General features: G+C 54.5%; 19 protein-coding genes. 8 read left to right on the forward strand and 11 right to left on the reverse strand.

All coding sequences use genetic code 11. The features are described from left to right. The first annotated feature begins 45 nt into the window (after positions 1-45). Together EV294_RS21615 and EV294_RS21620 are read left to right on the forward strand one after the other, a co-directional pair. On the forward strand, positions 46-1,119 hold the full coding sequence (locus tag EV294_RS21615; RefSeq protein ID WP_132310593.1) for a Gfo/Idh/MocA family protein: 1,074 nt from the start codon (positions 46-48) through the stop codon (positions 1,117-1,119). A 13-nt stretch (positions 1,120-1,132) separates the two neighbouring features. Further along, positions 1,133-2,290, forward strand: coding sequence for a Gfo/Idh/MocA family protein (locus tag EV294_RS21620; RefSeq protein WP_132310595.1), 1,158 nt, complete (start codon positions 1,133-1,135; stop codon positions 2,288-2,290). A 465-nt stretch (positions 2,291-2,755) separates the two neighbouring features. Here EV294_RS21620 and EV294_RS21625 read toward each other — a convergent pair whose 3' ends face one another. Together EV294_RS21625 and EV294_RS21630 are read right to left on the reverse strand one after the other, a co-directional pair. Next, the gene (locus tag EV294_RS21625) at positions 2,756-4,234 is read right to left on the reverse strand and encodes an alpha-N-arabinofuranosidase (RefSeq protein WP_132310597.1); all 1,479 of its coding nucleotides are present in this window, start codon (positions 4,232-4,234) and stop codon (positions 2,756-2,758) included. A gap of 41 nt (positions 4,235-4,275) precedes the next feature. Further along, a complete protein-coding gene (locus EV294_RS21630; RefSeq protein WP_132310599.1) occupies positions 4,276-4,575 on the reverse strand; it encodes a DUF6171 family protein in 300 nt (99 codons plus the stop codon). Positions 4,576-4,834: 259 nt separating this feature from the next. On the opposite strand from EV294_RS21630, the gene EV294_RS21635 reads away from it, so the two are divergent. Further along, on the forward strand, positions 4,835-5,500 hold the full coding sequence (locus tag EV294_RS21635) for a helix-turn-helix transcriptional regulator (RefSeq protein ID WP_132310601.1): 666 nt from the start codon (positions 4,835-4,837) through the stop codon (positions 5,498-5,500). On the opposite strand, the gene EV294_RS21640 is transcribed toward EV294_RS21635, so the two are convergent. Beyond that, positions 5,484-6,275 carry a helix-turn-helix domain-containing protein gene (locus EV294_RS21640; RefSeq protein WP_243711748.1) on the reverse strand — a complete coding sequence of 264 codons (792 nt, stop codon included), beginning with the start codon at positions 6,273-6,275 and terminating at the stop codon, positions 5,484-5,486. The two genes, EV294_RS21635 and EV294_RS21640, sit on opposite strands and share 17 nt — an antisense overlap. Before the next feature lie 171 nt (positions 6,276-6,446). Between EV294_RS21640 and EV294_RS21645 the strand changes: the two genes are divergently transcribed. Then, positions 6,447-7,250 carry a phytanoyl-CoA dioxygenase family protein gene (locus EV294_RS21645; RefSeq protein ID WP_132310603.1) on the forward strand — a complete coding sequence of 268 codons (804 nt, stop codon included), beginning with the start codon at positions 6,447-6,449 and terminating at the stop codon, positions 7,248-7,250. A gap of 56 nt (positions 7,251-7,306) precedes the next feature. Here EV294_RS21645 and EV294_RS21650 read toward each other — a convergent pair whose 3' ends face one another. After that, positions 7,307-8,269 carry a carbohydrate kinase family protein gene (locus EV294_RS21650; RefSeq protein WP_279513600.1) on the reverse strand — a complete coding sequence of 321 codons (963 nt, stop codon included), beginning with the start codon at positions 8,267-8,269 and terminating at the stop codon, positions 7,307-7,309. Positions 8,270-8,328: 59 nt separating this feature from the next. Then, positions 8,329-9,312 (reverse strand): LacI family DNA-binding transcriptional regulator, encoded by a 984-nt coding sequence (locus EV294_RS21655; protein ID WP_132310607.1) that lies wholly within the window; start codon positions 9,310-9,312, stop codon positions 8,329-8,331. A 205-nt stretch (positions 9,313-9,517) separates the two neighbouring features. Here EV294_RS21655 and EV294_RS21660 point away from each other — a divergent pair, with 205 nt between their 5' ends. From EV294_RS21660 to EV294_RS21675, 4 genes are all read left to right on the forward strand, one after another. Beyond that, positions 9,518-10,453, forward strand: a complete 936-nt coding sequence (locus EV294_RS21660) for an ABC transporter permease (RefSeq protein ID WP_132310609.1) — start codon at positions 9,518-9,520, stop codon at positions 10,451-10,453. Between the two features lie 211 nt (positions 10,454-10,664). Then, positions 10,665-11,546: a carbohydrate ABC transporter permease gene (locus EV294_RS21665; protein ID WP_132310611.1), complete on the forward strand. Its 882-nt coding sequence runs from the start codon at positions 10,665-10,667 to the stop codon at positions 11,544-11,546. Between the two features lie 22 nt (positions 11,547-11,568). Further along, positions 11,569-13,185: an ABC transporter substrate-binding protein gene (locus tag EV294_RS21670; RefSeq protein WP_132310613.1), complete on the forward strand. Its 1,617-nt coding sequence runs from the start codon at positions 11,569-11,571 to the stop codon at positions 13,183-13,185. Positions 13,186-13,200: 15 nt separating this feature from the next. Beyond that, the gene (locus EV294_RS21675) at positions 13,201-14,664 is read left to right on the forward strand and encodes a glycoside hydrolase family 32 protein (protein ID WP_132310615.1); all 1,464 of its coding nucleotides are present in this window, start codon (positions 13,201-13,203) and stop codon (positions 14,662-14,664) included. A gap of 162 nt (positions 14,665-14,826) precedes the next feature. On the opposite strand, the gene EV294_RS21680 is transcribed toward EV294_RS21675, so the two are convergent. Genes EV294_RS21680 through EV294_RS21705 form a run of 6 tightly spaced genes read right to left on the reverse strand, consistent with a single transcriptional unit; the run spans position 14,827 to position 22,939 of the window. After that, a complete protein-coding gene (locus EV294_RS21680) occupies positions 14,827-15,888 on the reverse strand; it encodes an LLM class flavin-dependent oxidoreductase (protein WP_132310617.1) in 1,062 nt (353 codons plus the stop codon). Then, positions 15,885-17,372: a DHA2 family efflux MFS transporter permease subunit gene (locus EV294_RS21685; RefSeq protein ID WP_243711749.1), complete on the reverse strand. Its 1,488-nt coding sequence runs from the start codon at positions 17,370-17,372 to the stop codon at positions 15,885-15,887. Before EV294_RS21685 ends, EV294_RS21680 begins: the two co-directional genes overlap by 4 nt. Further along, positions 17,351-19,387 carry an ABC transporter ATP-binding protein gene (locus EV294_RS30925; protein WP_132310619.1) on the reverse strand — a complete coding sequence of 679 codons (2,037 nt, stop codon included), beginning with the start codon at positions 19,385-19,387 and terminating at the stop codon, positions 17,351-17,353. The genes EV294_RS21685 and EV294_RS30925 overlap by 22 nt, the downstream gene beginning before the upstream one ends. 15 nt (positions 19,388-19,402) lie before the next feature. After that, positions 19,403-20,296, reverse strand: coding sequence for an ABC transporter permease (locus tag EV294_RS21695; protein WP_132310621.1), 894 nt, complete (start codon positions 20,294-20,296; stop codon positions 19,403-19,405). Positions 20,297-20,323: 27 nt separating this feature from the next. Continuing rightward, positions 20,324-21,244: an ABC transporter permease gene (locus EV294_RS21700; protein ID WP_132310623.1), complete on the reverse strand. Its 921-nt coding sequence runs from the start codon at positions 21,242-21,244 to the stop codon at positions 20,324-20,326. Positions 21,245-21,265: 21 nt separating this feature from the next. Then, positions 21,266-22,939, reverse strand: coding sequence for an ABC transporter substrate-binding protein (locus EV294_RS21705; RefSeq protein WP_132310625.1), 1,674 nt, complete (start codon positions 22,937-22,939; stop codon positions 21,266-21,268). Between the last annotated feature and the right edge of the window lie 20 nt (positions 22,940-22,959).

The raw sequence follows: 22,959 nt of genomic DNA on the forward strand, positions 1-22,959 counted from the left end.
TCCATATATTCTAGAAGCAATTCCACTTAAGGAGATGTGACTGGCTTGAGTAAATCAGACGGCATGAACTATGCGCCGCAGGGAAAACCAAATCCTGTTGTTGCGCCCGGGGAATTTCAATTTGCGGCAATCGCGCTGGATCACGGGCATGTCTACGGCATGTGCAACGGATTGATCGAAGCAGGCGGCGAGCTTGCATACGTGTACGATCCGGACCCGGAGAAGGTTGCCAGATTCGTGGAGCGGTATCCGCATGTAAAAGCAGCCGCTTCGGAAGAGGAGATTTTCGCGGATTCCCGCATACAGCTCGTTGCTTCGGCGGCCATAACTTCCGAACGCTGCGCGCTTGGCCTTCGGGTCATGCAGGCGGGCAAGGATTATTTTACGGACAAGGCGCCCTTGACCACCTTGGAGCAGCTGGAAGACGCCAAACGGGTATCTGCCGAGACCGGGCGCAAATATATGGTCTATTACGGAGAAAGGCTTCATAACGAAGGAGCCTTATTCGCTGGACAATTAATCGAGCAAGGAGCGATCGGACGGGTTGTGCAGGTCATGGGCTGGGGACCTCATCGCACGAATGCGAAGGCCAGACCGAAATGGTTCTTCGAGCGGGAGAAGTACGGCGGCATTATTTGCGATATCGGCAGCCATCAAATCGAGCAGTTTCTGTCTTATACGGGAGCAAAGGATGCGCAGGTCGTGCAGTCCCGCATCGCTAACTACCATCACAAGGACTACCCGGAGCTGGAAGACTATGGCGACGTGATGCTGACGGGCGACAACGGCGCTGCGGCATACTTCCGGGTGGACTGGCTGACCCCTAACGGGCTGAGCACGTGGGGAGACGGCCGGACGCTTATTCTTGGCACCGACGGTTACATTGAAGTGCGCAAATACGTCGATCTTGCCAAGAATCCCGAAGGCGATCAGGTTTATATGGCCAACCATGAGGGAGAGTTTCATTTTTCGGTAAGAGGGCAAGTTGGCTATCCCTTCTTCGGCCAGCTTATTCTTGACTGCATCCACCGTACGGAAAACGCCATGACCCAGGAACATGCCTTCAAGGTTGCCGAGCTTAGCGTATTAGCCCAAAATCTTGCGGTTCGCATGGAATAGGAGAGATGATAAAATGCTGAAAATCGCCATTATTGGATCCGGGGCTATCAGTAGAGCCCATATCGACGCCTATCAGAAGTTTTCGGACAGATGCAAGATTGTTGCGGTCACGGATATTTACGCAGACAAAGCCGAGAGCCGCATTGCCCAATGCGGACTTACGGAGGCGAAGGCGTACAGCGATTACAAGGAGCTCCTCGGCCAGGACATCGATCTGGTCTCCGTCTGCACGCCGCCTTACACGCATGCCGAGATTGCGGTCGACTTCCTCCGCGCGGGCAAGCATGTGCTGGTCGAAAAGCCGATGGCCTCCTCGCTCGAAGAGTGCGACGCGATGAACCGGGCCGCGGAGGAAAGCGGTAAGCTCTTATCGATCGTAGCCCAGAACCGCTTCCGCACGCCAATGATGAAGCTTAAGGGAGTGCTCGACAGCGGGTTGATCGGCCCGGTTGTCCACTCGCAGGTCGATTCCTTCTGGTGGCGCGGCCATTGCTACTATGACCTCTGGTGGCGCGGCACATGGGAGAAGGAAGGCGGCGGCTGCACGCTGAACCATGCGGTTCACCATATCGACGCGCTGCTCTGGATGATGGGCCGGCCAACCGAGCTGCAGGCGTTCATGAGCAATACCTCGCATGATAATGCGGAGGTGGAGGATCTGTCGATTGCGATGCTGAAGTTCGCCGGCGGCGGCCTTGGCCAAATTACGAGCTCCGTCGTCCACCACGGCGAGGAGCAGCAGCTTATTTTCCAAGGCAAAGCCGCGCGTATCTCCGCGCCATGGAAGCTTGTTGCATCCAGCTCGATGGATAACGGCTTCCCGACTCCAAATACGGCCCTTTCTGCCGAGATCCAGGCCTATTACGACAGCCTTCCGGAGGTTGCCTATGAGGGGCATGCCGGGCAGATCGATAATGTGTTGTCCGCGATCGAGCGCGGGGAATCGTTGTTAATTGACGGCCATAGCGGCCGTGCGACGCTGGAGCTGATTGTAGGCATTTACAAATCCGCCACCACCGGGGAAAAGGTTACTTTCCCGCTGGCTGCCGACGATCCGTTCTATACTCGGCAGGGCATTCGGGACAACGTCCCGCATTTCTACGAAAAAAGCGCCTCGGTCGAGAACTTCCGGGACCGTGCGATTACGACGGGCAGCAATTTGAGAGGATAGCCGAAGAGGTTGAGGAATAAGACCCTATGGGGGTCTTATTTCATTTTCGGGCACCTGTAACAGGCCAGTTTCGACACTCGCACTGGTAAATAAGAGCCCGCCTGGGTCTTATGCTCCTTCAATCACCCGACGTTACTTGTTCCGGACGTTAAGGTCCCTAATGGACCTTAACCTGTTCAACGTCGGCTAATTCTACTGCCTTAAGCTTCCGCAAACGCCTGGTTTGATCGATGTTCGCTGCTTGTTCCCTATCTATGCTGGGTTAAATGCACCATAATGAGCTCCCCTCTGCCAAGTAACCCTAAATGGAGTAAACACGGGATGAATCCAGTGTAGAAACCATGGTACATGTAATGGAAACACTGGAGGGAATCCAACATAGGAAGCGTTAAGCCTCGCCCCTCTGTGATCCAACAAAAACAAAGCCGATAAGCCCCGCAAAAGGGACTTACCGGCTCTGATCTTTTATTGCTCCAGACGCAGCGTAACTACCGATGCGGCAGGCAGATTAAGGCTCAATTTGCCGTCCTCGATCTTCGCTTCATAGAATGGCTTTACGCTCACCTTCGACGGTTCCTCGAAGGTGTTATGCGCTTGAATCGCATCCGCTGCAAGCAGCTTGCCCGTGCAGTTGAAGCTGCCTTCGGCGCCGCGGAGCTCAAGGCTGATCTCCGATTGCTCGGACGGGTGCAGGTTGTACAGGCTGACATGGATGACGCCATCCTTCTTGGACGCGGTAACGCCAACTTGGTCCAGCTCTTTGCCGTCGGCATTCACTTTGCCGAATTGGCCATGAATCGCCAGCGCTTCGGCATCCTGATGGACATTGTACATTTCAAGCACATGGTAAGTAGGCGTAAGCAGGATTTTGTCGCCCTCAGTCAGAACAACCGCTTGCAGAACGTTAACCATTTGGGCAATGTTGGTCATCTGTACGCGCTCGCAATGCTTATGGAAAATATGCAGGTTGATCGCCGCAACCAGCGCGTCGCGCATCGTGTTTTGCTGGTACAGGAAGCCCGGATTGGTGCCCGGCTCCACGTTGAACCAAGTGCCCCACTCGTCAACGATCAAGCCAACGCGTTTGTTCGGGTCGTAGCGGTCCATGACCGTGCTGTGACGGGTAAGCAGCTCGTCCATGTATTCGGCTTTCTTCATGGTCACGAACCAGTCGTTCTCGTCGAATTCCGTGGCGGAGCCTTTGTCGGCCCATACGCCCGGAACCGTGTAGTGATGCAGGCTCAGACCGCTCATGAAGCGCTCCGCTTTGTTCATCAGCACGTCGGTCCAGCGGTAATCGTCGGAGCTTGCGCCGCCGGCGATTTTGTACAGCTTGTTATCGCCGTATTGACGGACGTAAGTCTGGAAGTTGCGGTACAGATCCGCGTAATGCTCCGGAAGCATCTCGCCGCCGCAGCCCCAGTTCTCGTTGCCCACGCCAAAATACTTCAGCTTCCAAGGCTCTTCCCTGCCGTTCTGGCGGCGCAGATTCGCCATCGGGGAATCGCCGTCGAACGTCATGTACTCCATCCATTCGGACATTTCCTGAATCGAGCCGCTGCCCACGTTGCCGCAGATATAAGGCTCGGCGCCAATCAGCTCGCATAAGCGGAAGAATTCGTGCGTGCCGAAATGGTTATTTTCCACTACGCCGCCCCAGTGGGTATTGACCATTCTCTTGCGCGTCTCGCGGGGACCAATGCCGTCTTTCCAGTGATACTCATCGGCAAAACAGCCGCCCGGCCAGCGCAGAACCGGCACCTTCAGCTTGCGCAGCGCTTCGATAACGTCGTTGCGGATGCCGTCCGTATTCGGAATTTCGGAATCTTCCCCTACCCACAAGCCTTCATAAATGCATCTGCCAAGATGCTCGGCGAAATGGCCATAGATGTTCTTGTTAATCGTGCCGATTGACCAGTCTGCATGGACTACCGCTTTGTTCATTCAATAACGCCTCCCAAAAAGAATAATTGCACAAACAGCCGTTAGTGGTTTGCTTCCCATAACGCCCGGACCGCCTGCTGCGGATGCGGGCATCCTTTATCCTTTAGCTTTGCTCGCACCCGTACGAGACAGCCGCAATGCATGCAGGTCGTATCGTACGCCATGCTTGCGCAGCCTTCGCATGCGGCGAGCCGCTTCGCGTACAGCTCGTCCGTTACGCAGGCATCGGATTTGATCTTGGAGATCAGGCGCTGAATCTGCTCGTCCGTCACTCTGACATCGGCCGAACAGCCCTTGCAGCCGTCCCGTTCCCTTTTACTGACGGATTCTGTGATTGTCATGCTTTCTTCAGCTCCCACCCGCGCATAGGACGATAATAAATAACTCTATAAGAAAGATTGTATGGGATTGAGAAAGCGCCTACAATTCACTATAATGAGAAAAAACTGACCTATCGTGCTTTTTTGAAGAAAGGAGCTGCTGACGATCATCCGATTAGACAGCTGCGGCTACCGGTTTGTCCATCCTCACGGGATTTCGATTATCCGGCCGAATGGTTCGGGGGATTACGCGTTTGTTTTGTTCAAGAAGAAGTCCGAGGTGATCATACGTGGCTTGCGTATTCTGGTGGACAGCGATTCGTTTATCCTGTTCCAGCCGGATACGCCGCATTCCTATGCGCAGTTTGAGCTGCCGTTCGTAAACGACTGGTTTCATTGCCGGGGGGAAGAGCTGAAGGGTTTGCTTGCCGAACTAAACTTTCCGCTGGATACTCCTGTCCCCGCCGTTGATCCCATGCTCATCTCGAGAAGCATTATGGAGCTCCATCGGGTTCAGAAGCAAGGCGGGCATTTGAGGGATCACATTCTGGATACGGATATTCGGGCGCTTCTGATGAAGCTGAGCAATCTGCATGAGCTATCCCAGCATCCCGAGCGGCCGGGGCGATATATCCGGCAGTTCTCGGAGCTGCGGGACGAGCTGTATAACTCGCCGCAAAGCCATGTCACGGTAGAGATGCTGGCTGACCGCGTGCATCTGAGCAAGTCCTACTTCCAGCATCTCTATAAGGATATTTTCGGCTGCTCCGTCGTTACCGATATGATTAACGGCAGGCTGGAGCTCGCCAAATACCTGCTCAAGAACAGCACGCTCTCCGTAACCGCTATCGCGACAAGCTGCGGGTACGAGCATGAGACGCACTTCATGCGGCAGTTCAAGAAATTCGTCGGCCTGACGCCAAGCCAATTCAAGGCTCGGGTATAGATTCCGCCTTGCGCTTGTACTCCGCCGGACCGCAGCCATACCGCCTGCGGAACAAGGCGGCAAAATGGTTATAGCTCTGGAAGCCGACGTCAAAGGCTGCTTCCCCGGCCGTCCGGCCAGCCTGCAGCATAAGCAGAACCGCCTGTTCGAGACGCATATTGTTTAGCGTGTCCACAATGGAGCGGCCGGTCTCGGATTTGAAAAGATGGGACAGCCGCGAAGCGGACAATCCTACCCGTGCGGCCAGCTCGTTAACGGATAACGGCTCCTGCATCTGCGCGGATAAAATCCGCATCACCTGGCTGACGCGGTAATCCAGCTTGTCCGCAAGCTGTCCGGCCATCAGCAGAATTAAAGCACTCAGCTGATTATCGCATAGCTCCTCCCAGAATCCGCGCTGCGCCCTCGAGTCATGCAGCAGCGACCGGAAGATGCGGAGCACCCTTCGCTGCAGCTCGCTGGAGGGCAGCGGACAGAGCAGCACCTCTTCATCCGGCAGCAGGGACAGCTCCGGGAGCCGGTTGAAATGCACCCACAGAAAGTTCCACGTATCTCCTTTTAAGGTTCCATACGTATGAGGAATCCTTTTGCGGAGCAGTACCAATTCCCCTGCCTTGCATAATTTTTCTCCCGCCGGCGTCCGGAAAAATCCCTGACCCTCCAGCGTATAGACGAGCAGCCAGTCCTCTCTTCCGGCAGGCCGTACCATGCAATAGGACTCGTTCTCCAGAAAATGTCCCGTCACGACGCCGTTCTTCGATTCCTTCTCCATCATTTCCACCCCGCTCCGATTCCTTATCCTAAGGGTACCGCGCCACATTCCATTCGTCCAGCATAATAGCAGAATCCATGCAGTATTGAGCATAATCGCGACTTCTCCCTTTTCCCTTAACGCCCTACAATTAGAGACAAGAAGCAGCAAACAACAAGGAGAGGGGCAATACAAATGAACCAGTCGCTTAAAGTGCTTACCGAGGAGCAGATGAAGCAGTTCGAGACGGAAGGATACGTAATCGTAAAAGGGGTATGGAGCAAGGAAGAGATCGAGGAAATCCGGGCCGAGTTCGATAAAATCAGCCTTACCCCCATTCCCGGCTACTTCGAGCCGGTCCTGGACGGAGAGCAGGAGGATCCGCTTCGCCGCTATCCGCGGGTGATGCACCCTCACCGTTACAACGATCTGAGCAAGCATTACATGCTGCATCCGGTTGTTCTTGACATTATGCACGATCTGTACGGAGAAGAGGCTTTGGCTGCGCAAAGCATGTTCTATTACAAGCCTCCGGGCTCGCGCGGTCAAGCGCTGCATCAGGATAATTTCTATCTGAAGGTGGAGCCGGGCAACTGTATTGCGGCATGGGCGGCTATCGACCGCTGCGACGAAGAAAACGGCTGCATGCTGCTTGTTCCGAAGACAAATACGTATGAAATCGTATGCCCGGAAGAATCGGATTCAAACGAATCGTTCACGAATCATTACGTAAAGCCGCCAAAAGAGGAGAAGCCCGTTGCCGCCATCATGGAGCCAGGCGATATCCTGTTCTTCAACGGCAACCTGATTCACGGCTCCTACCGGAACAAAACAAAGGACCGTTTCCGCCGCGCGTTTATTTCCCATTACGCGAACAGCAGCGCGATGTCCATCTCGCATTGGTATAACCCGCTCTACAAGGCGGACGGCACCGAGCTCTCGCTGGAAGCGAATCCGGACGGCGGACCATGCGGCATCGAGACGCCGGCATATCACTAATCTATTTGCAACAAGGGAGGCACGCGGTTACCCGAACCGACGCTGCCTCCCTTGTTTTATGCCGGGTATGAATGTACTTCGTCCAGGGTCGGCAGGGCTGCAATGGCCCCCATCTTCGTACAGGTGATCGCCCCGACTTTATTGGCGAATTCCACGAAAGACAAAAGCTGCCGGAACGACATTTCCTTGGGCTCCTCCAGCATGCTGATCTGCCACAGCAAAGCCCCCACAAAAGCATCACCCGCCCCGGTTGAATCAACGGACTTCACCGCTATGCTCGGCACCTGCGACAAAGCTTTGCCGTCGGATACCAATGTCCCGTTCCTGCCCAGCGTCACGCAAACCCGCTTGGCCCCCAGCCCATGCAGCAGCCGGACGGCTTCCGTGCGGTCCGGCTCGCCGGTCATCAGCTGCAGCTCCTCCTCGCTTACTTTGACGAGATCGGCATGCGACGCGCCGTCCCGCGCAAGCTTGGTGAATTCGTGCAGCCGGTCCGCCCACAAATCCTTGCGGTAATTCGGATCAAACGAGATAAACGGCTTTCCGTTCTCCGAAGTGTCCTGCAGCAGCGTTGTATAGGTCGAGCGGAACGGATTTTCCAGCAGAGCCGTAGCCGAGCCAAAATGAAGCACTGCCGCCGCCAGGAGGCGATCCACGTCAATCTCTTCCGGCTCAACGAGACGGTCAGCTCCCCGGTTAAACACGAAATCCCGCTCTCCGCTTGCATCGAGCGATACGAAGGCTAGCGTTGTTGGCAATTGCGCATCCAGCATCAGCATCGAGGTATCGACCTTTTCTTCCTCCAATGTACGCTTTAAGAAATAGCCGAACGGATCCTTTCCGACCTTGCCCGCAAAAGCCGAGCTGCCGCCCAGCCGGGCGATTGCCGCGCTGACATTCGCAGGCGCACCTCCGGCTTTTTTCACAAACCGTTCGCCTTGCGCCAGGTCCACATCGATATCGGTGCAGATAAAATCAATCAACAGCTCCCCAATACAAACGACATTCCCCGCCATAATAAATCTCTCCTCTTAGTATGATAACCGGTTGACACAGCCCCCAAAAAAGAAACCACGTTCTAGGTGGTTTCCCTCTCCATCAGCTGAACCGGCAAATAAATCTCTTCCGCCTCATGATCGGCTTCGCCGTCAATCTGCTCCGACAGGATCCGGACGCATTCTTGAGCAATGCCTTTGATCGGCTGTTGAATGGTCGACAGCTCCGGCAGGAAAGCTTGTACCGTCTCCGACCCGTCATAGCCGATAATCTTGATATCCTCCGGAATACGGAGTCCCTTTTTCTTCACGTATTGGATAAACGTTGACGCGATCAGATCGTCGCTGGCGAATACGCCATCCACTTCGGGATGCTCCGCGAAGATCCGATCGAACAGATTCGAATACCCCTTCTGTTCAAACGACTGGCGGTTCTCGTACACGATTGGCTCGCGGCCGTTCTCCCTGATCACGTCTTCATAAGCTTTCCGCCGCAAATTCGCCGGAGTCGCCAGCTCGCTTGGCCCGTTAATATGGACAATATTTTGGCAGCCCTTCGCGATCAGCAGCTCTGTTGCCAGCTTGCCGCCGTTATAGTTATCCGAACCAACCACCGGTATGGAAGGAGCCAAGTAATGGTCGATTGCGACAACCGCCATTTTGCCGTGATTGTAATGGTGAAACCCCCGGTTGTACGAACAGACGATAATGCCGTCCACCTGATTGCGCAGCAGCATGTCGAGGTACCGCTCCTCGTTCTCCCTGCTATGGGTGCTGTTGCAGAGCAAGACTTTATATCCTTTCTCCGCGCAAATGCTCTCGATGTAGAAGGCCAGCTCGCTGAAGAACGGGTTGTTCACCGTCGGGAGAATAAGCCCGATTAGATTCGTTTTTTTATTAAATAACGACCGCGCGACATCGTTGGGAACATAGTTCAGCTCCTTCATCGCGCCGTAAACGGCGTCCTTCGTCTCCTGGCTGATATAGCCACGATTGTTGAGCACCCGCGACACGGTCGTTTTGGATACGCCGGCTTTCTCCGCCACATCGCTTATTTTCGGGTTCACATGCCTCACCTCATTCCTGTCTTACCGCTTTATGGAACCTATTATAAGCTTAATGCCTATTTGATTAAACCACAAAATAAACAAATATGAAACCGGTTGACATATGTCATCCGGTTGACATATACTTACCCTGAAATCGGGAAAACGGATTCAAGCCGCTTTTTCCGAGCTCCATATGAAAGCGCACTCTTAGGGGGGATTAACATTGGCAAGCACATCCATTAGCAGAAAACAAAAGCCAAGCTGGATTTATTACGTGTTCAGAAACTACACGCTTTATCTCTTCCTGCTGCCGGCCGTCGTGCTGACCGTCATATTCAAGTATGTTCCGATGTACGGCTCCATCATCGCCTTCAAAAACTTCAGCCCGCTGAAAGGAATTATGGCGAGCGAATGGGTCGGCTTCGAGAACTTCGACCGGTTCCTGTCATCGCCGAACTTCTACGATATCTTTATGAATACGCTGAAGCTCAGCGTTTACGGCTTGCTGCTTGGCTTCCCGGTACCGATCGTACTGGCGCTGATGCTCAACCAGATCAGAGGGCCCAGGATTAAAAAAAATATACAGCTGATCCTGTACGCGCCCAACTTTATCTCCGTCGTGGTTCTTACCGGGATGCTGTTTGTTTTCCTGTCGCCGACGGGGCTGGTCAACTCGCTTGTCACCATGTTTACGGATAAGCCCATTTCGTTTATGTCCGATCCCGCTTACTTCCGCTCGGTTTATATTTTATCGGGCATCTGGCAGGGAGCCGGCTGGGCTTCGATCATTTATGTCGCCGCCCTCTCCAATGTGGATCCGCAGCTTCATGACGCGGCAACCGTTGACGGCGCGTCGCTTCTGCGGCGCATCTGGCATATCGACCTGCCAACGCTGAAGCCGGTTATGGCGGTCCTGTTCATTCTGGCTGCCGGCGGCATTATGTCGATCGGCTACGAGAAGGCTTTTCTGATGCAGACCGCTATGAATACGCCAACTTCCGAGATTATCGCGACTTACGTGTACAAGGTTGGCCTTCAGTCCGGCGATTATGCTTACTCGACCGCCATCGGCTTGTTTAATTCCATTATCAACATCATTCTTCTCATCCTCGTAAACGCCGTCGTGAAGCGGCTGAACGAAGGAGAAGGACTCTATTAAAGTTCGTGCTTTCGACGCAAGTATCATCACGAACAGCCATCCGGCTGTTGGCGTGACGATTCTTTAAGCTAGTGCTTTCGACGCAAGAATCATCACGAACAGCCATCCGGCTGTTGGCGTGACGATTCTTTTAAGCTAGTGCTTTCGACGCAAGAATCATCACGAACAGCCATCCGGCTGTTGGCGTGACGATTCTTTTAAGGAGGATTCAATGGACATTCATATTTCCCGAAGAGACCGCGTTCTGCTCGTTATCACCTATGTGCTGCTTGCCCTGCTCGCGCTTCTCGTTCTCTTTCCGCTTCTTTACGTGCTTCTTGCCTCCTTCCTGAACCCAAACGTGCTTCTGACGAAGGGGCTGTCGCTTAGCGCCTCGGACTGGAGCGTTACCGGGTACGAGAAAATATTAGGCAATTCGGCCATGTTAAGAGGCTTCTTTAACGCAATTTTGTATTCCGCGGGTTTTGCACTGGCAACCGTTGTCGTATCGGTCTTCGCCGCGTATCCGCTTAGCCTCGAAGGCTTTGTTGGCAAAAGACTGTTTATGGTGTTTTTCCTGATCACGATGTTTATCAGCGGCGGTCTGATTCCGACCTATCTGGTTGTCAAAGACCTCAATATGCTCAATACGATCTGGGCGATTATTCTGCCCGGCGCGGTAAGCGTGTACAACATCATTTTGGCGAGAACTTATTTTGCCGGCATTCCAAAGGAACTGAATCAGGCCGCTCAGATAGACGGCGCCACGGATCAACGGCTCTTTTTCCAAATCATCCTGCCGCTGTCCAAGCCCATTATCTTTGTCCTAGCGTTGTATGCGTTTGTCGGGCAATGGAATTCGTATTTCGACGCCATGATTTATCTCGACAACAGCCGTCTGTTCCCGCTGCAGCTTGTTCTGCGGTCGATTCTGATCCAGAACCAGGTTGATCCCGGCATGATTTCGGATATTTTGGCCCAAGCCGAACTGAAGAAGCTGTCGGAGATGATTAAATATTCATCGATTGTAGTGTCCAGTTTGCCGCTTATCGTCATGTATCCGTTCTTCCAGAAGTACTTCGAGAAAGGCGTTATGGTAGGCTCCATCAAATAAACTTATACGGGGGAATCATCTCATGAGAAAAACGATTTATTCCGCAACCGCTTTAGCTTTATCCGTATCCATGATCGCAGGCTGCAGCGGAGGGGGCGACAAAGGCTCGGCCGCTTCCAAAAGTTATGACCTGACTAACGTGTCGTTCCCGCTTCAGGAAAAGGTTACGCTCAACTTCATGACCCAAAGCTCGCCGCTTGCCCCGACCGACCCGAACCAGAAGCTAATCTACAAGCGGCTTGAGGAGAAAACCGGCGTTCACGTCAATTGGAAGAACTTCACCTCGGACTCCTTCGTGGAGAAAAGAAATCTCGCCGTAGCAAGCGGCGATCTGCCGGACGCCATTCTCGATGCGGCTTATTCCGACTATGATCTGCTCAAGCTTGGAACGGACAAAACGATCATTCCGCTTGAAGACATCATAACGAAATACATGCCGAATCTGCAGAAGGTGCTTGAGGAAGCGCCGGAGTACAAAGCAATGATGACTGCGCCGGACGGCCATATTTACAGCTTCCCGTGGATCGAGGAGCTTGGGGCGGGCAAAGAAAGCATTCACTCCGTCAACGATATTCCGTGGATTAACATGGAGTGGCTGAACAAGCTTGGCCTCAAGATGCCTACTACAACCGAGGAATTGAAAAACGTCCTGCTTGCCTTCAAGAAGGATGACCCGAACGGCAACGGCCAAGCCGACGAGATCCCCCTCAGCGTTGTCATGAACAACGGCAACGAGGACCTGAACTTCCTGTTTGGCGCCTTTGGTCTTGGCGATAACGGCGATCATACGGTGGTCACCAATGACGGCAAAGTGGTCTTTACAGCCGATCAAGACGGGTATAAGGATGCCATCAACTACTTGCATGAGCTTTATGCGCTGGATTTGATCGACGAGGAATCGTTCGAACAGGATTACAATACTTTCCTGGCGAAGGGTCAGGATGAGCGTTACGGCTTGTACTTCACTTGGGACAAGGCGAACATTACGGGCAACAACGACAAGTATGATCTGATGCAGCCGCTGGCCGGCCCTTCCGGCGAAGTAAATGTTACCCGCACGAACAACTACGGCTTTGACCGCGGCCGCATGGTCATTACAAGCGCAAACAAAAACGTGGAATTAACGGCCAAATGGATTGACCAGCTGTACGAGCCGCTTCAATCGGTACAGGAAAACTGGGGTACTTACGGCGACGAAACGCAGCAGAACATTTTCAAATTCGATGAGGCAAAAGGCATGCTCGAGCATCTACCGCTAGAAGGTGCGGCGCCGGCAGAACTTCGCCAGAAGACCAATATCGGCGGTCCGCTTGCCATCCTTGACGAGTATTACGGCAAATACACGACAAAGCCGGACGACGCGGCTTGGCGCCTGAACATTATGAAGGAAAAGCTGGTTCCTTACATGAAGGCGGAGAACAATTATCCGAAGATTTTCTTCTCTTTGGAAGATCAGAAACAGCTGTCCACGATCGAAACCGATCTGTTCGCTTACGTTAACCGGAAACGCGCCGAGTGGATGAAGACGGGCAAGGTTAACGAGGAATGGGCGGATTACCTGAAAGAGTTGAACCGTCTGGGACTGGATAAATGGCTGCAAATCAAGCAAGCCGGCTACGACAACTACATCAAATCATAAAAGGTGGACGTTTATTTGGAAACGATCAAGAAGACCGCATATCGGCCTCTATGGCATTTTGCACCGCAGCAGAACTGGATTAACGATCCTAACGGACTTGTTTATTTTAATGAAGAATATCATCTCTTCTATCAATATCATCCTCATGGCTCGACCTGGGGACCCATGCACTGGGGTCATGCCGTCAGCAAGGATCTCGTCCATTGGGAGGAGCTGGACATCGCTCTTTATCCCGATGAGAACGGGACGATTTTCTCGGGCAGCGCGGTCGTGGATTGGCATAATACATCCGGATTTTTTCCGGATGAGCCCGGGCTGGTAGCTGTATTTACGAGTCATCTCGAGGTAAAAGGCGAGCCTGCCGTGCAGACGCAGAGTCTTGCCTACAGCCGGGATAACGGCAGAACGTGGACAAAATACGAGGGCAATCCGGTGCTGCGAGTTGCGGATAAATCCGACTTCCGCGACCCGAAAGTATTCTGGCACAAGGACAGCGGCAAGTGGATGATGGTTCTGGCGGCCGGCCAGACGATCTCCTTCTACTCCTCGCCGGACCTGAAGGTCTGGGAGCATGAAAGCGAGTTTGGGGACGGCATTGGCTTTCATGGCGGCGTTTGGGAATGTCCGGACCTCTTCCCTCTGACGGTTGAAGGAACGGATGAGAGCAAATGGGTGCTCCTCGTTAGCGTTGGCGACAATCCGGAATATAACGAGGGCTCGCGCACGCAGTATTTTGTCGGCGAGTTTGACGGTTCTGCGTTTGCGCCGGATGATCGCGAGGTTCGCTGGCTGGACTTCGGCCGCGATAACTATGCGGGCGTCAGCTTCTCGGATATTCCGGAGGCAGACGGCCGGAGGATCTATATCGCTTGGATGAGCAACTGGCGTTACGCCAATCATGTTCCGTCAAACGGCTGGAGAGGTTCGATGACGGCGGCTCGGACACTTGGTTTAAAGCGCCTCGAAGAGAACGGCGAGCTTGTTATCGTCCAGCATCCGGTTGAAGAAATCGGAACGTATTTCTCCCGGGTGGCTGCTCAAGTAGAGGATTTGCTGCTCGCTGATGGCCGTCAGGAGATCATCGATTGCAAGCTGGATGCCTTCGAGCTTCGTCTAGAAGCGGAGCAGATTGAGGCTCGGGAGTTAGGTATCATCCTTCATCATAATGAAGAGCAGTACACAACCGTTACTTATTCGGCTGAGGAGCAGGAGCTTGCATTGCTAAGGGAGCATGCCGGACCGCATGATTTCTCCGACATGTTTGCGAAGCCTCAGCACATGAAACTGCACGAGTCCGCCCCGGACCGTCTCCGTCTGCGGATTTTGGCCGATGCAGCGTCGGTAGAGCTGTTCCTCGCGGACGGCTCCGCCGCTATGACCAGTCTCGTCTTCCCGGACCAGACTTGCCAGAAGGTCACGCTGTACGCGGTTGGCGGTACGGCGCAGCTCGTAAGCTGCACGGTGCTGGCAACGGAATAACTGAAAAAAGCAATCCCCAAAGCCGATGGCTTGGGGATTGCTTTTTTTTCGTAGATAGAGGCAGCGGTTAGGCCCATAGTTGAACGCTAATTACCACATCGGCTGTCATTCGCCCGCCATCCTATGCCCGATAAGACCCTGCCAGGGTCTTATTCCACCTAATCATCCAACCGGAATTCCCTTTCCCTGCTCCTGCCACACCCAGCTTGGCACTTCCCGGCGCAGCACGGGGGCGATGTCCGAAGCGAACCGCTCCATCTGCTCCCGCTGCTCGGCTTCGGATAGGCCGTCTACGCTAAGAGACAGTACTTGGTGCCCGAAGGCTGCTTGATAGTTTAATATTTTCTCGATTATGGCATCCGGACTTCCGATCAGGCTTGGTCCTCCGGCGATATTGTCCTCGAGCGAGGTGAACGGGGATTGGTTATGCTGGGCGGCGGCCGTTGCCTGGAACGCTTCATAATAAGGGCGATACCGCTTGATGGCCTCCTCCGTGGTATTCGCGATATACAAGCTGCCCGCCCCGGCGCCTACAACCGCTTTCCGCGGATCATGCCCGTAATACGCCAGTCTCTCGCGGTAATGATCGATAAGATCCTTATATTTCGCCTGCGGGTGGAAGCTGTTCGAGGAGAAGATCGGTTCGCCGTAGCGGGCCGCAAGCTCGGTGGAACGGGTGCTGGACGCGCTCCCGTGCCAGATTGGGATCGACTTCTGCAGCGGTCTTGGCTGCGTCGTTACCTCATGAAGAGGCGGACGGTATTGGCCTTGCCAAGTCACATCCTCCTCCCGCCAAAGACGCCGCAGCAGCTCGTAACGCTCCTCCATCGAATCCCATTGCTCCTCTTCCGTTATCCCGAAGAGCGGATAATGCCGCGGATCATTGCCTTTGCCGATAATCATCTCCAGTCTTCCGCCGGACAGATGATCAAGCGTCGCGTAATCCTCGGCGACCCGCACCGGATCCAGCACGCTAAGCACCGTTACAGCCGTCAGCAGGCGAATGCGCGAAGTTCTTGCCGCAATGGCCGTCAGCAGCAGCGGAGGAGAAGAAGAGAGAAACGGGGCTCCATGCCGTTCTCCAATGCCGTATCCGTCAAAACCAAACTTCTCGGCAAGCACCGCCTGCTTGATTATATTTTCGATTTTTTCGCTGGTCGTAAAATGCTCCCCCGTCACCGGGTTCTTCAAATTCATAACCAGGCTGAACCATATGAATTTCATAGGCTTTCACTCTCCTTAGGCGTCGTAAGCGGTGGTGCCGACATCCGTCTGCCTAGCAGCAAAGCAATCGGAATCGCGCAGGCGACAATAATGCTGGACACGAAAAACACGTCGTGGATGCTGTGCATGTAAGCAAGGCTGTATGCTCTCGTCCCTTCTCCCCCTCCGCCGGATTCCGCCAGATGCACCGACAGCCGGGAATAAAACAAAGACGTGCATAAACCTAACGCCATCGCGCTAAACACTTGCCGCAGCCAATTGAGCATAGCCGACGCATGCCCGATCCACTCCTCGGGAACGGAAGACATGCTTGCATTGGTTGTTGGCGTTGAGGCAAGACCTGTTCCGATATTGCGAACCGCCAGCCAGACGATAATCGCAACAAGACTTGTCTCCGGGGGCATCCGGCTGAAATAATAGGTGCTCACAACCAGAATCGCGCAGCCGATCATAATCAGCTTGGCCGGTCCCGCTCTGTGATACCATTTGCCGGCGGCAAACGTGGCTGCCGTTAAGCATGCCGCAGCCGGGAGGAACAAAAGGCCCACCCTGAACGGCGACAAGCCTTTCATTTCGACCAACAGTAAAGGCATGAAGTAGACAACCGAATAGAGTCCAAATGACAGAATAAGGGAAGCCATCAGACTCAGCGAAAATCTGCGATTCAGCAGCAGCTTAAGCTGCAATAGGGGATGCTCGCTGCGGCGGGCCTGCCATATAAATAGCGCAAAGCTGCCAACTCCAACAAGCAGCAGCGTCCAGGTAAGCAAGCTGTTCCAGCCCCACACAGTCATGTTGCCGAATAGCAGCAGCAGCGCGAGGCTTCCGCCCGTTGCAAGCAGCAGCCCCGGCCAATCCAGTCTCGCGAGACCGTTTGCCGAATCCTTCGGAATAACAACCGCCCCAACAATCCAAGCGACGAATCCGACCGGTACGGTCACGAGGAAAATAAGATGCCAATCGAAGCTTTGCAGCCAGCCGCTGAGCGACGGGCCAATGGCGGTGCCTAACACCGTGGAAAAAGACCATACGCTAAGGGAAAAGGATTGCTTTTCCGGCCTAATCGTCCGGTAAATCAAAGCAAGCGACACCGGCTGAATAAGTCCGCAAAACAGCCCTTGTACAATACGAAACGCAATAAGCGCCCCGACATTCCAGGACAGGGCACATAGAAACGAGCTGACCGTAATTCCCCCGATTGCAAACAGAAACAGCCGCTTGCAGCCAAACCGCTCCATCGCATAGCCGGTAATAGGAACAACAATGCCGCTCGCGAGGGTAAAGCCGGTCATCATCCACTGAACGGTCTGCAGCTCCGTCCCGAATATCCGGATAAATCCTGGCAACGACACGTTAAGCGAAACGACATGATACATCCCGACAAAGGATCCGATAAAAATAGCCGTCAGCACCGGCCAGAATGCCGGGTAAGATGCTGTCGGCCCCTTCTGCTCAGCCTGCTTCATAATAAGGTATAGTGACAAGCCGCATAACGATCCTCGCCTAACGGGCGAAGCTCCGGCTGCTCCTTCCTGCATTTTTCCGTCGCGAACGGACAACGGGGATGGAACCGGCAGCCGCTTGGCGGATTGGCCGGCGATGGGATTTCGCCTTGCATCGATGCCACGCTGCCGTGCCGACCAGGAACCGGCTGCGGAATCGATTCGATAAGCAGCTTCGTATACGGGTGGGCAGGCTGGCGGAACAGCTCATCGCTTGGCGCAATCTCCACAAGCTTGCCCAGATACATAACGCCAATCCTGTCCGAAATATGCCTTACGATCTGCAAGCCGTGCGCAATAAACAAATAAGTCAGACCCAGCTTCCGCTGAAGCTCCTGCAGCAAATTAACGATCTGCGCCTGAACCGAAACATCCAGAGCGGAAACGGCCTCATCGGCAAGAATAAAGCTAGGGTTCAAGGCAATTGCCCGGGCAATGCCAATGCGCTGCCGCTGGCCGCCGGAAAACTCATGCGGATATTTGCTCGCGCTCGCCGGGTCTAGACCAACCAGCCCGAGCAGTTCCCTCACGCGATACCGACGCTCGTCAGCCGTCCATGCGCCATGTACCTTAAGCGGTTCGGCAATGCTGTCGCCAATCGTCCATCTAGGATTCAAGGAACCGTAAGGGTCCTGGAAAATAACCTGCATATCCCGCCGTAACGGACGAAGCTGCGCGCCGTTTAGTCCCGTCAGCTCCTTGCCCTGAAACAGCACCTTGCCTGAAGTCGCCTGCTCCATTTGCAAAAGAACCCGGCCAAGCGTAGATTTGCCGCTTCCCGATTCGCCAACCAGGCCAAACGTCTCATTCCGCCGGATGGAGAACGAGACATCATCAACCGCACGGATGAAGGTTCGGGGAGCGGCAAAGCTCTTGCGCTTCACCGGATAATACTTGCGCAAATGCTCGGCAGAGAACAGGATTTCGCTGTCTGTGCCGGAAAGGGCAGACTTCAACTGCTCTTCACGCGCAGCAGGTTCTTCTACCCGCAACTCGGCGGATTTGCTTCTTACCGCAGGCTTTGCGGCAGCCTGCTCCTCATGCCAGCAAGCCGCCCCGCTTCCGCTCTGTTCAACAAGCGGCGGAGCTTCCGCCCGGCAGCGCTCCGTTGCAAATTCGCAGCGGGGATGGAACAAACAGCCTTCAGGCAGCGCGTTAAGCGATGGAATAGATCCCTGAATGGCATAGAGCCGATCGCCGCGTACGCTGTCCAGTGGGGGAATCGATTGAAGAAGTCCTCTCGTATACGGATGACGGGGTCTTGCGAACAGCTCCTCCGCCTTCCCCTGCTCCACGATCCTTCCGGCATACATGACGACAATACGGTCCGCCATCTCCGCTGCTATGCCTAAATCATGGGTAATGAGCAGAATCGACATCCCGAGCTCCTTCTGCAATTCCTGGAGCAACCGCAGGATTTGGGCCTGAATCGTAACGTCCAGAGCCGTGGTTGGTTCATCGGCAATTAGCAGATCCGGGCTGCAGGATAACGCCATCGCAATCATCGCCCGCTGGAGCATGCCGCCGGACAGCTCGCCGGGATACTGCTTCATCCGGATTGCCGCCTCCGGTATGCCAACGCGTTCCAGCAGCTGAATGCCCCGCTCCCAGGCTGCGCGCCGGCCCACCCGCTCATGCTGGATAATCGTTTCGACTACCTGCTGCCCAATGGTGAACACCGGATCAAACGCGGCCATCGGCTCCTGGAAGACCATCGCTACCCGCTTCCCGCGCAATTGCCGGAGCTCCGCTTCGGGCAGCGCCGCAATATCCCGGCCCTGCAGCAGGATGCTTCCCCGCGTAATGGATCCTTTCTCGTAATCGATAAGCCGCATAATCGCTTTGGAAGTGACCGTCTTGCCGCTGCCGGATTCTCCGACAAGGCACACGGTTTCCCCGGGCTGTATCGAGAAGGATATATTCGTAATCGCTTCAAGCAAGCCGTTTTTGGTCCGAAAACCAACGGACAGCTCCTGAATATTAAGCAACGCCTCCAATAGAGCTCCCCCTTCCTACCTTGCGCTTTTCTTCGGATCAAGCTGATCTCTCAGCCGGTCGCCGATCATATTGACAGCCAGCACGAACATCGTGATCGCAAGCCCCGGAAAGGTACAAATCCACCAGGCAACCGTCAAATAGCCGCGGCCCTGCGACAGAAGCGTTCCCCAGTCCGGCACTTCCTTCAGCACGCCAAAGCCAAGAAAGCTAAGCCCCGATCCGGTCAGAATCGATGTCCCGATGCCAATCGTCGCCATGACGAGCAGCGGGGACAGCGAATTGGGCAGCACATGCTTCCAAAAAATACGGAAAGGCGAAGCGCCCGAAGCCTGCGAAGCCTGAATAAACGTCCGTCCTTTAATACTCATAACCTGCGACCGCATAATGCGCGCATAACCCGGTATGGAGGCTATGGCTACGGCCAGCACGATATTAAACAGGCTTTTGCCAAGCGCGCCCGCAATCGCAAGCGCAAGCAGGATGCCCGGGATGGTCATGAGAATATCGTTGCAGCGCATCAGCACCGCATCGATCCAGCCCCCCGCATAACCCGACAGAGCGCCGATCGCCCCGCCTGCCAGTCCCCCGACAAGAACGGAAGCGAAACCGATAAACAGCGAATCCCGGCTGCCGTATACAACGACGCTGAATATATCCCGGCCGAAATAATCCGTCCCGAACAGATGGGCCGCGCTTGGCGGCTGCATAATGCTGTCCGTTAACATTTCGGTAGGCGAATATGGGGCAATCCAGGAAGGCACAACCGCGCATGCCGCAATAAACAAGATGACGAGGGCTGCCGCAAACAGGAACAGATTGCTTGCCGCCAAACGTTTGAAACGGATAGCTTTTAGGCTTGCTCCGCTTCTTTTGTACGGGAGTGTACGGGCCGTAGCCGCTTCACGCATACGTACTTGGCTCCTTTCTCCATAACCTTACGCCGAGCGCCTTACTCTCGGATCAATCAGCGAATAGGACAAGTCGACAAGCAGGTTCACCAGGACGTAAATCAGCGCGGTAAAAAAGATAACGCCCTGCACGACCGGCAGATCCTTCGCCATCAAAGCGTCCCCGATAATCCGTCCGATGCCTTGCCGGGAAAACACCGTTTCAATCACAACGGTTCCCGCCAGCATTTCCCCGATCAGCATGCCAATCATCGTGACCGCTGGAATAAGCGCATTTCGCAGCGCATGCTTATACATAACGGCACGCTCGGACAATCCTTTGGCTCGAAGCGTCAGCATAAAATGCTCGTCGATAATGTCCAGCATGCTGCTTCGGACCATTCTTACGATAAAGCCGGCTCCAACAATGCCTAGCGTAAGAGCCGGAAGCACAAGCGTGCGCCATCCGTCCGAGCCCATGGCCGGAAACCAGCCAAGCTGCAGGCTAAACAGCACGATAAGCAGAATGCCCGACCAGAAGGTCGGCATCGAGATGCCGAACAATCCGACGAGACGGGCAAGGTAATCAATGGGACCGTTGCGGTGAACGGCGGACAATACGCCAAGCAAAAGGCCAATCGTGACCGAGACCAGGGCGCTTGCCGCCGTCAGCGCCAGGGTTGCGGGGAAGTGCTCCAGAATTTTATCCAGCACCGGCTCGGAATTCAATAAGGAATTCCCGAAGTCTCCCCGCGCCATGTCGCTTATGTAGCGGATGAACTGGATATAGAAGGGCTGATCTACGCCCAGCTGGTGCTTCAGGTTCGCAATCTGCTCCGCCGTGGCAACCGACGGATCAATCATCGAATCCGTCGGGTCGCCGGGCAGGACATACAGGATCGCGAACACCAGCACCAAGGTGCCCGCGATGACCAGCAGGGAAGAGAGAATGCGATTAGCAACGTACATGGCGATTCGCCTCCCTATCGATTAAGAACTGAGCGATACCCCATTGAACAGCGGATACCCGAGCGAATCAAATACAAGTCCTTGCACGGATTTGTCCGCGGCTACGGTATACGGGAATACGTAAATAGGCAGGATAACCGCCTGGTCGATAATGTAATGCTGGATTTGCTTATAGATATCCGCTCGCTTCGTATCATCCGTTTCTACGCGTCCCTGCTCAAGCAGCTTGTCGATCTCCGGATTGGATAAACGCGTGAGCGACTTCGGAGCGTTGGGAGCGGTCGAGTGATAGAACGAATACAATGCGTTTGGATCCGAGTTCACCTGACTGTTGCCATAGAGATCATAATCGCCGCTCGTATAAACGACCGTCCGCACGTCCTTCGTAATCTCCACCTCAACCGCAATGCCAAGCGCCTTCAGCTGCTGTTGAATGATTACCGCGATATCGTTGCGTTTCTCGCGGTTTGGCGTGCCGTCCACATAATGGAGGGTCAGCTTCTTGCCTGCCTTCTCGCGGATGCCGTCCGAGCCTTTAACCCAACCCAGCTCATCCAGCAGTGCGCCCGCCTTCTCGAGATCCGGCTTCACTCCGTTCTCAAGCGAAGGATCGTAACCGAAGGTACCCGGCGTAAGCGGCGACCAAGCGCGGTCATAGGTACCCAGATACAACGTCTTCACAATGCTGTCGACATCAACGGCGAGCTGGACCGCCTGTCTTGCTTTGGCATCGTTCCAAGGCTCATGCTCTTGATTGAAAAACAGCGTATAAGGCAGGCCAACCGTATTGGCTCCCAGCAGTTGAACCTTCGAATCGCCCTTCAAGGCTACGATGTTTTGCGGAGGAACCGTCTCTGCCGCGAGCACCTGACCGCTCTGCACGCTGCCGATCCGGGTCGCTTCCTCCGGCACGATCTTGAAGGTAATGCCGTCGAGATACGGCGCGCCCGCATTCGTTACAAGCTCGGGCGCCCACTTATAGTCGGGATTCTTCGCCACTTGAATTTCGGCATTCTGCTCCCACTTCACGAACTTGAATGGACCCGTGCCAACCGGATTCAGCCCAAATTGGTCGCCGTATTTCTTGGCCGCCGTAGGCGATACGATCCCAAGCAGCGCCTGGCTCAGGTTGCCGAGGAACGCGCGCGAAGGGGTAGCAAGGTTCAGCTTCACCGTGTACTCGTCAATGACTTCCGAGGATTGATACGGGGCAAGCAGGGCCGCCGCATTGGCAGCCTTCGTTGCCGGATCGAGAATACGGTCGAAGTTATATTTGACCGCTTCGGCATTAAAGGGCGTGCCGTCCTGGAACTTCACATCCTGGCGAAGCTTAAACGTATAGCTCAGACCGTCATCCGAGATCTCCCACGAAGTGGCAAGCCACGGCTTGATGGAATTGTCCGGAAGCTGTACAACTAGCGAGTCGTAAATCGTGCGGATGACGCGTACGGCAACAGCCAGGCCGCTGCGGTGCGGATCAAGCGTATCCGGCGAAGTAGCGAGAGCGTAAGTCAGCTCTCCCCCTTGCTTCACCTCGGCAGAGGCTGCGGGTGTATCCGTCGACCGTTCCCGCGCCTGCTGTCCGTTATTGCCGCTCCCTTTATTTGACGCGCACGCCGAGAGCATCAGCGCCAGAACTAACAATAACGCCGCCGAGCTGTGGAGTGATTTGCGTTTCGATTTGAATGTCTTCATCGGCTCTCTCTCTCCTATTC

This window comes from Paenibacillus sp. BK033 (assembly GCF_004345425.1).
Classification (GTDB): domain Bacteria; phylum Bacillota; class Bacilli; order Paenibacillales; family Paenibacillaceae; genus Pristimantibacillus.

Coding starts and splice junctions, on each gene's coding strand:
- EV294_RS21620 (WP_132310595.1), top strand. CDS start 1,133: ATGCTGAAAATCGCCATTATTGGATCCGGGGCTATCAGTAGAGCCCAT.
- EV294_RS21625 (WP_132310597.1), bottom strand. CDS start 4,234: ATGAACAAAGCGGTAGTCCATGCAGACTGGTCAATCGGCACGATTAAC.
- EV294_RS21630 (WP_132310599.1), bottom strand. CDS start 4,575: ATGACAATCACAGAATCCGTCAGTAAAAGGGAACGGGACGGCTGCAAG.
- EV294_RS21640 (WP_243711748.1), bottom strand. CDS start 6,275: ATGATGGAGAAGGAATCGAAGAACGGCGTCGTGACGGGACATTTTCTG.
- EV294_RS21645 (WP_132310603.1), top strand. CDS start 6,447: ATGAACCAGTCGCTTAAAGTGCTTACCGAGGAGCAGATGAAGCAGTTC.
- EV294_RS21665 (WP_132310611.1), top strand. CDS start 10,665: ATGGACATTCATATTTCCCGAAGAGACCGCGTTCTGCTCGTTATCACC.
- EV294_RS21670 (WP_132310613.1), top strand. CDS start 11,569: ATGAGAAAAACGATTTATTCCGCAACCGCTTTAGCTTTATCCGTATCC.
- EV294_RS21680 (WP_132310617.1), bottom strand. CDS start 15,888: ATGAAATTCATATGGTTCAGCCTGGTTATGAATTTGAAGAACCCGGTG.
- EV294_RS21695 (WP_132310621.1), bottom strand. CDS start 20,296: ATGCGTGAAGCGGCTACGGCCCGTACACTCCCGTACAAAAGAAGCGGA.
- EV294_RS21700 (WP_132310623.1), bottom strand. CDS start 21,244: ATGTACGTTGCTAATCGCATTCTCTCTTCCCTGCTGGTCATCGCGGGC.
- EV294_RS21705 (WP_132310625.1), bottom strand. CDS start 22,939: ATGAAGACATTCAAATCGAAACGCAAATCACTCCACAGCTCGGCGGCG.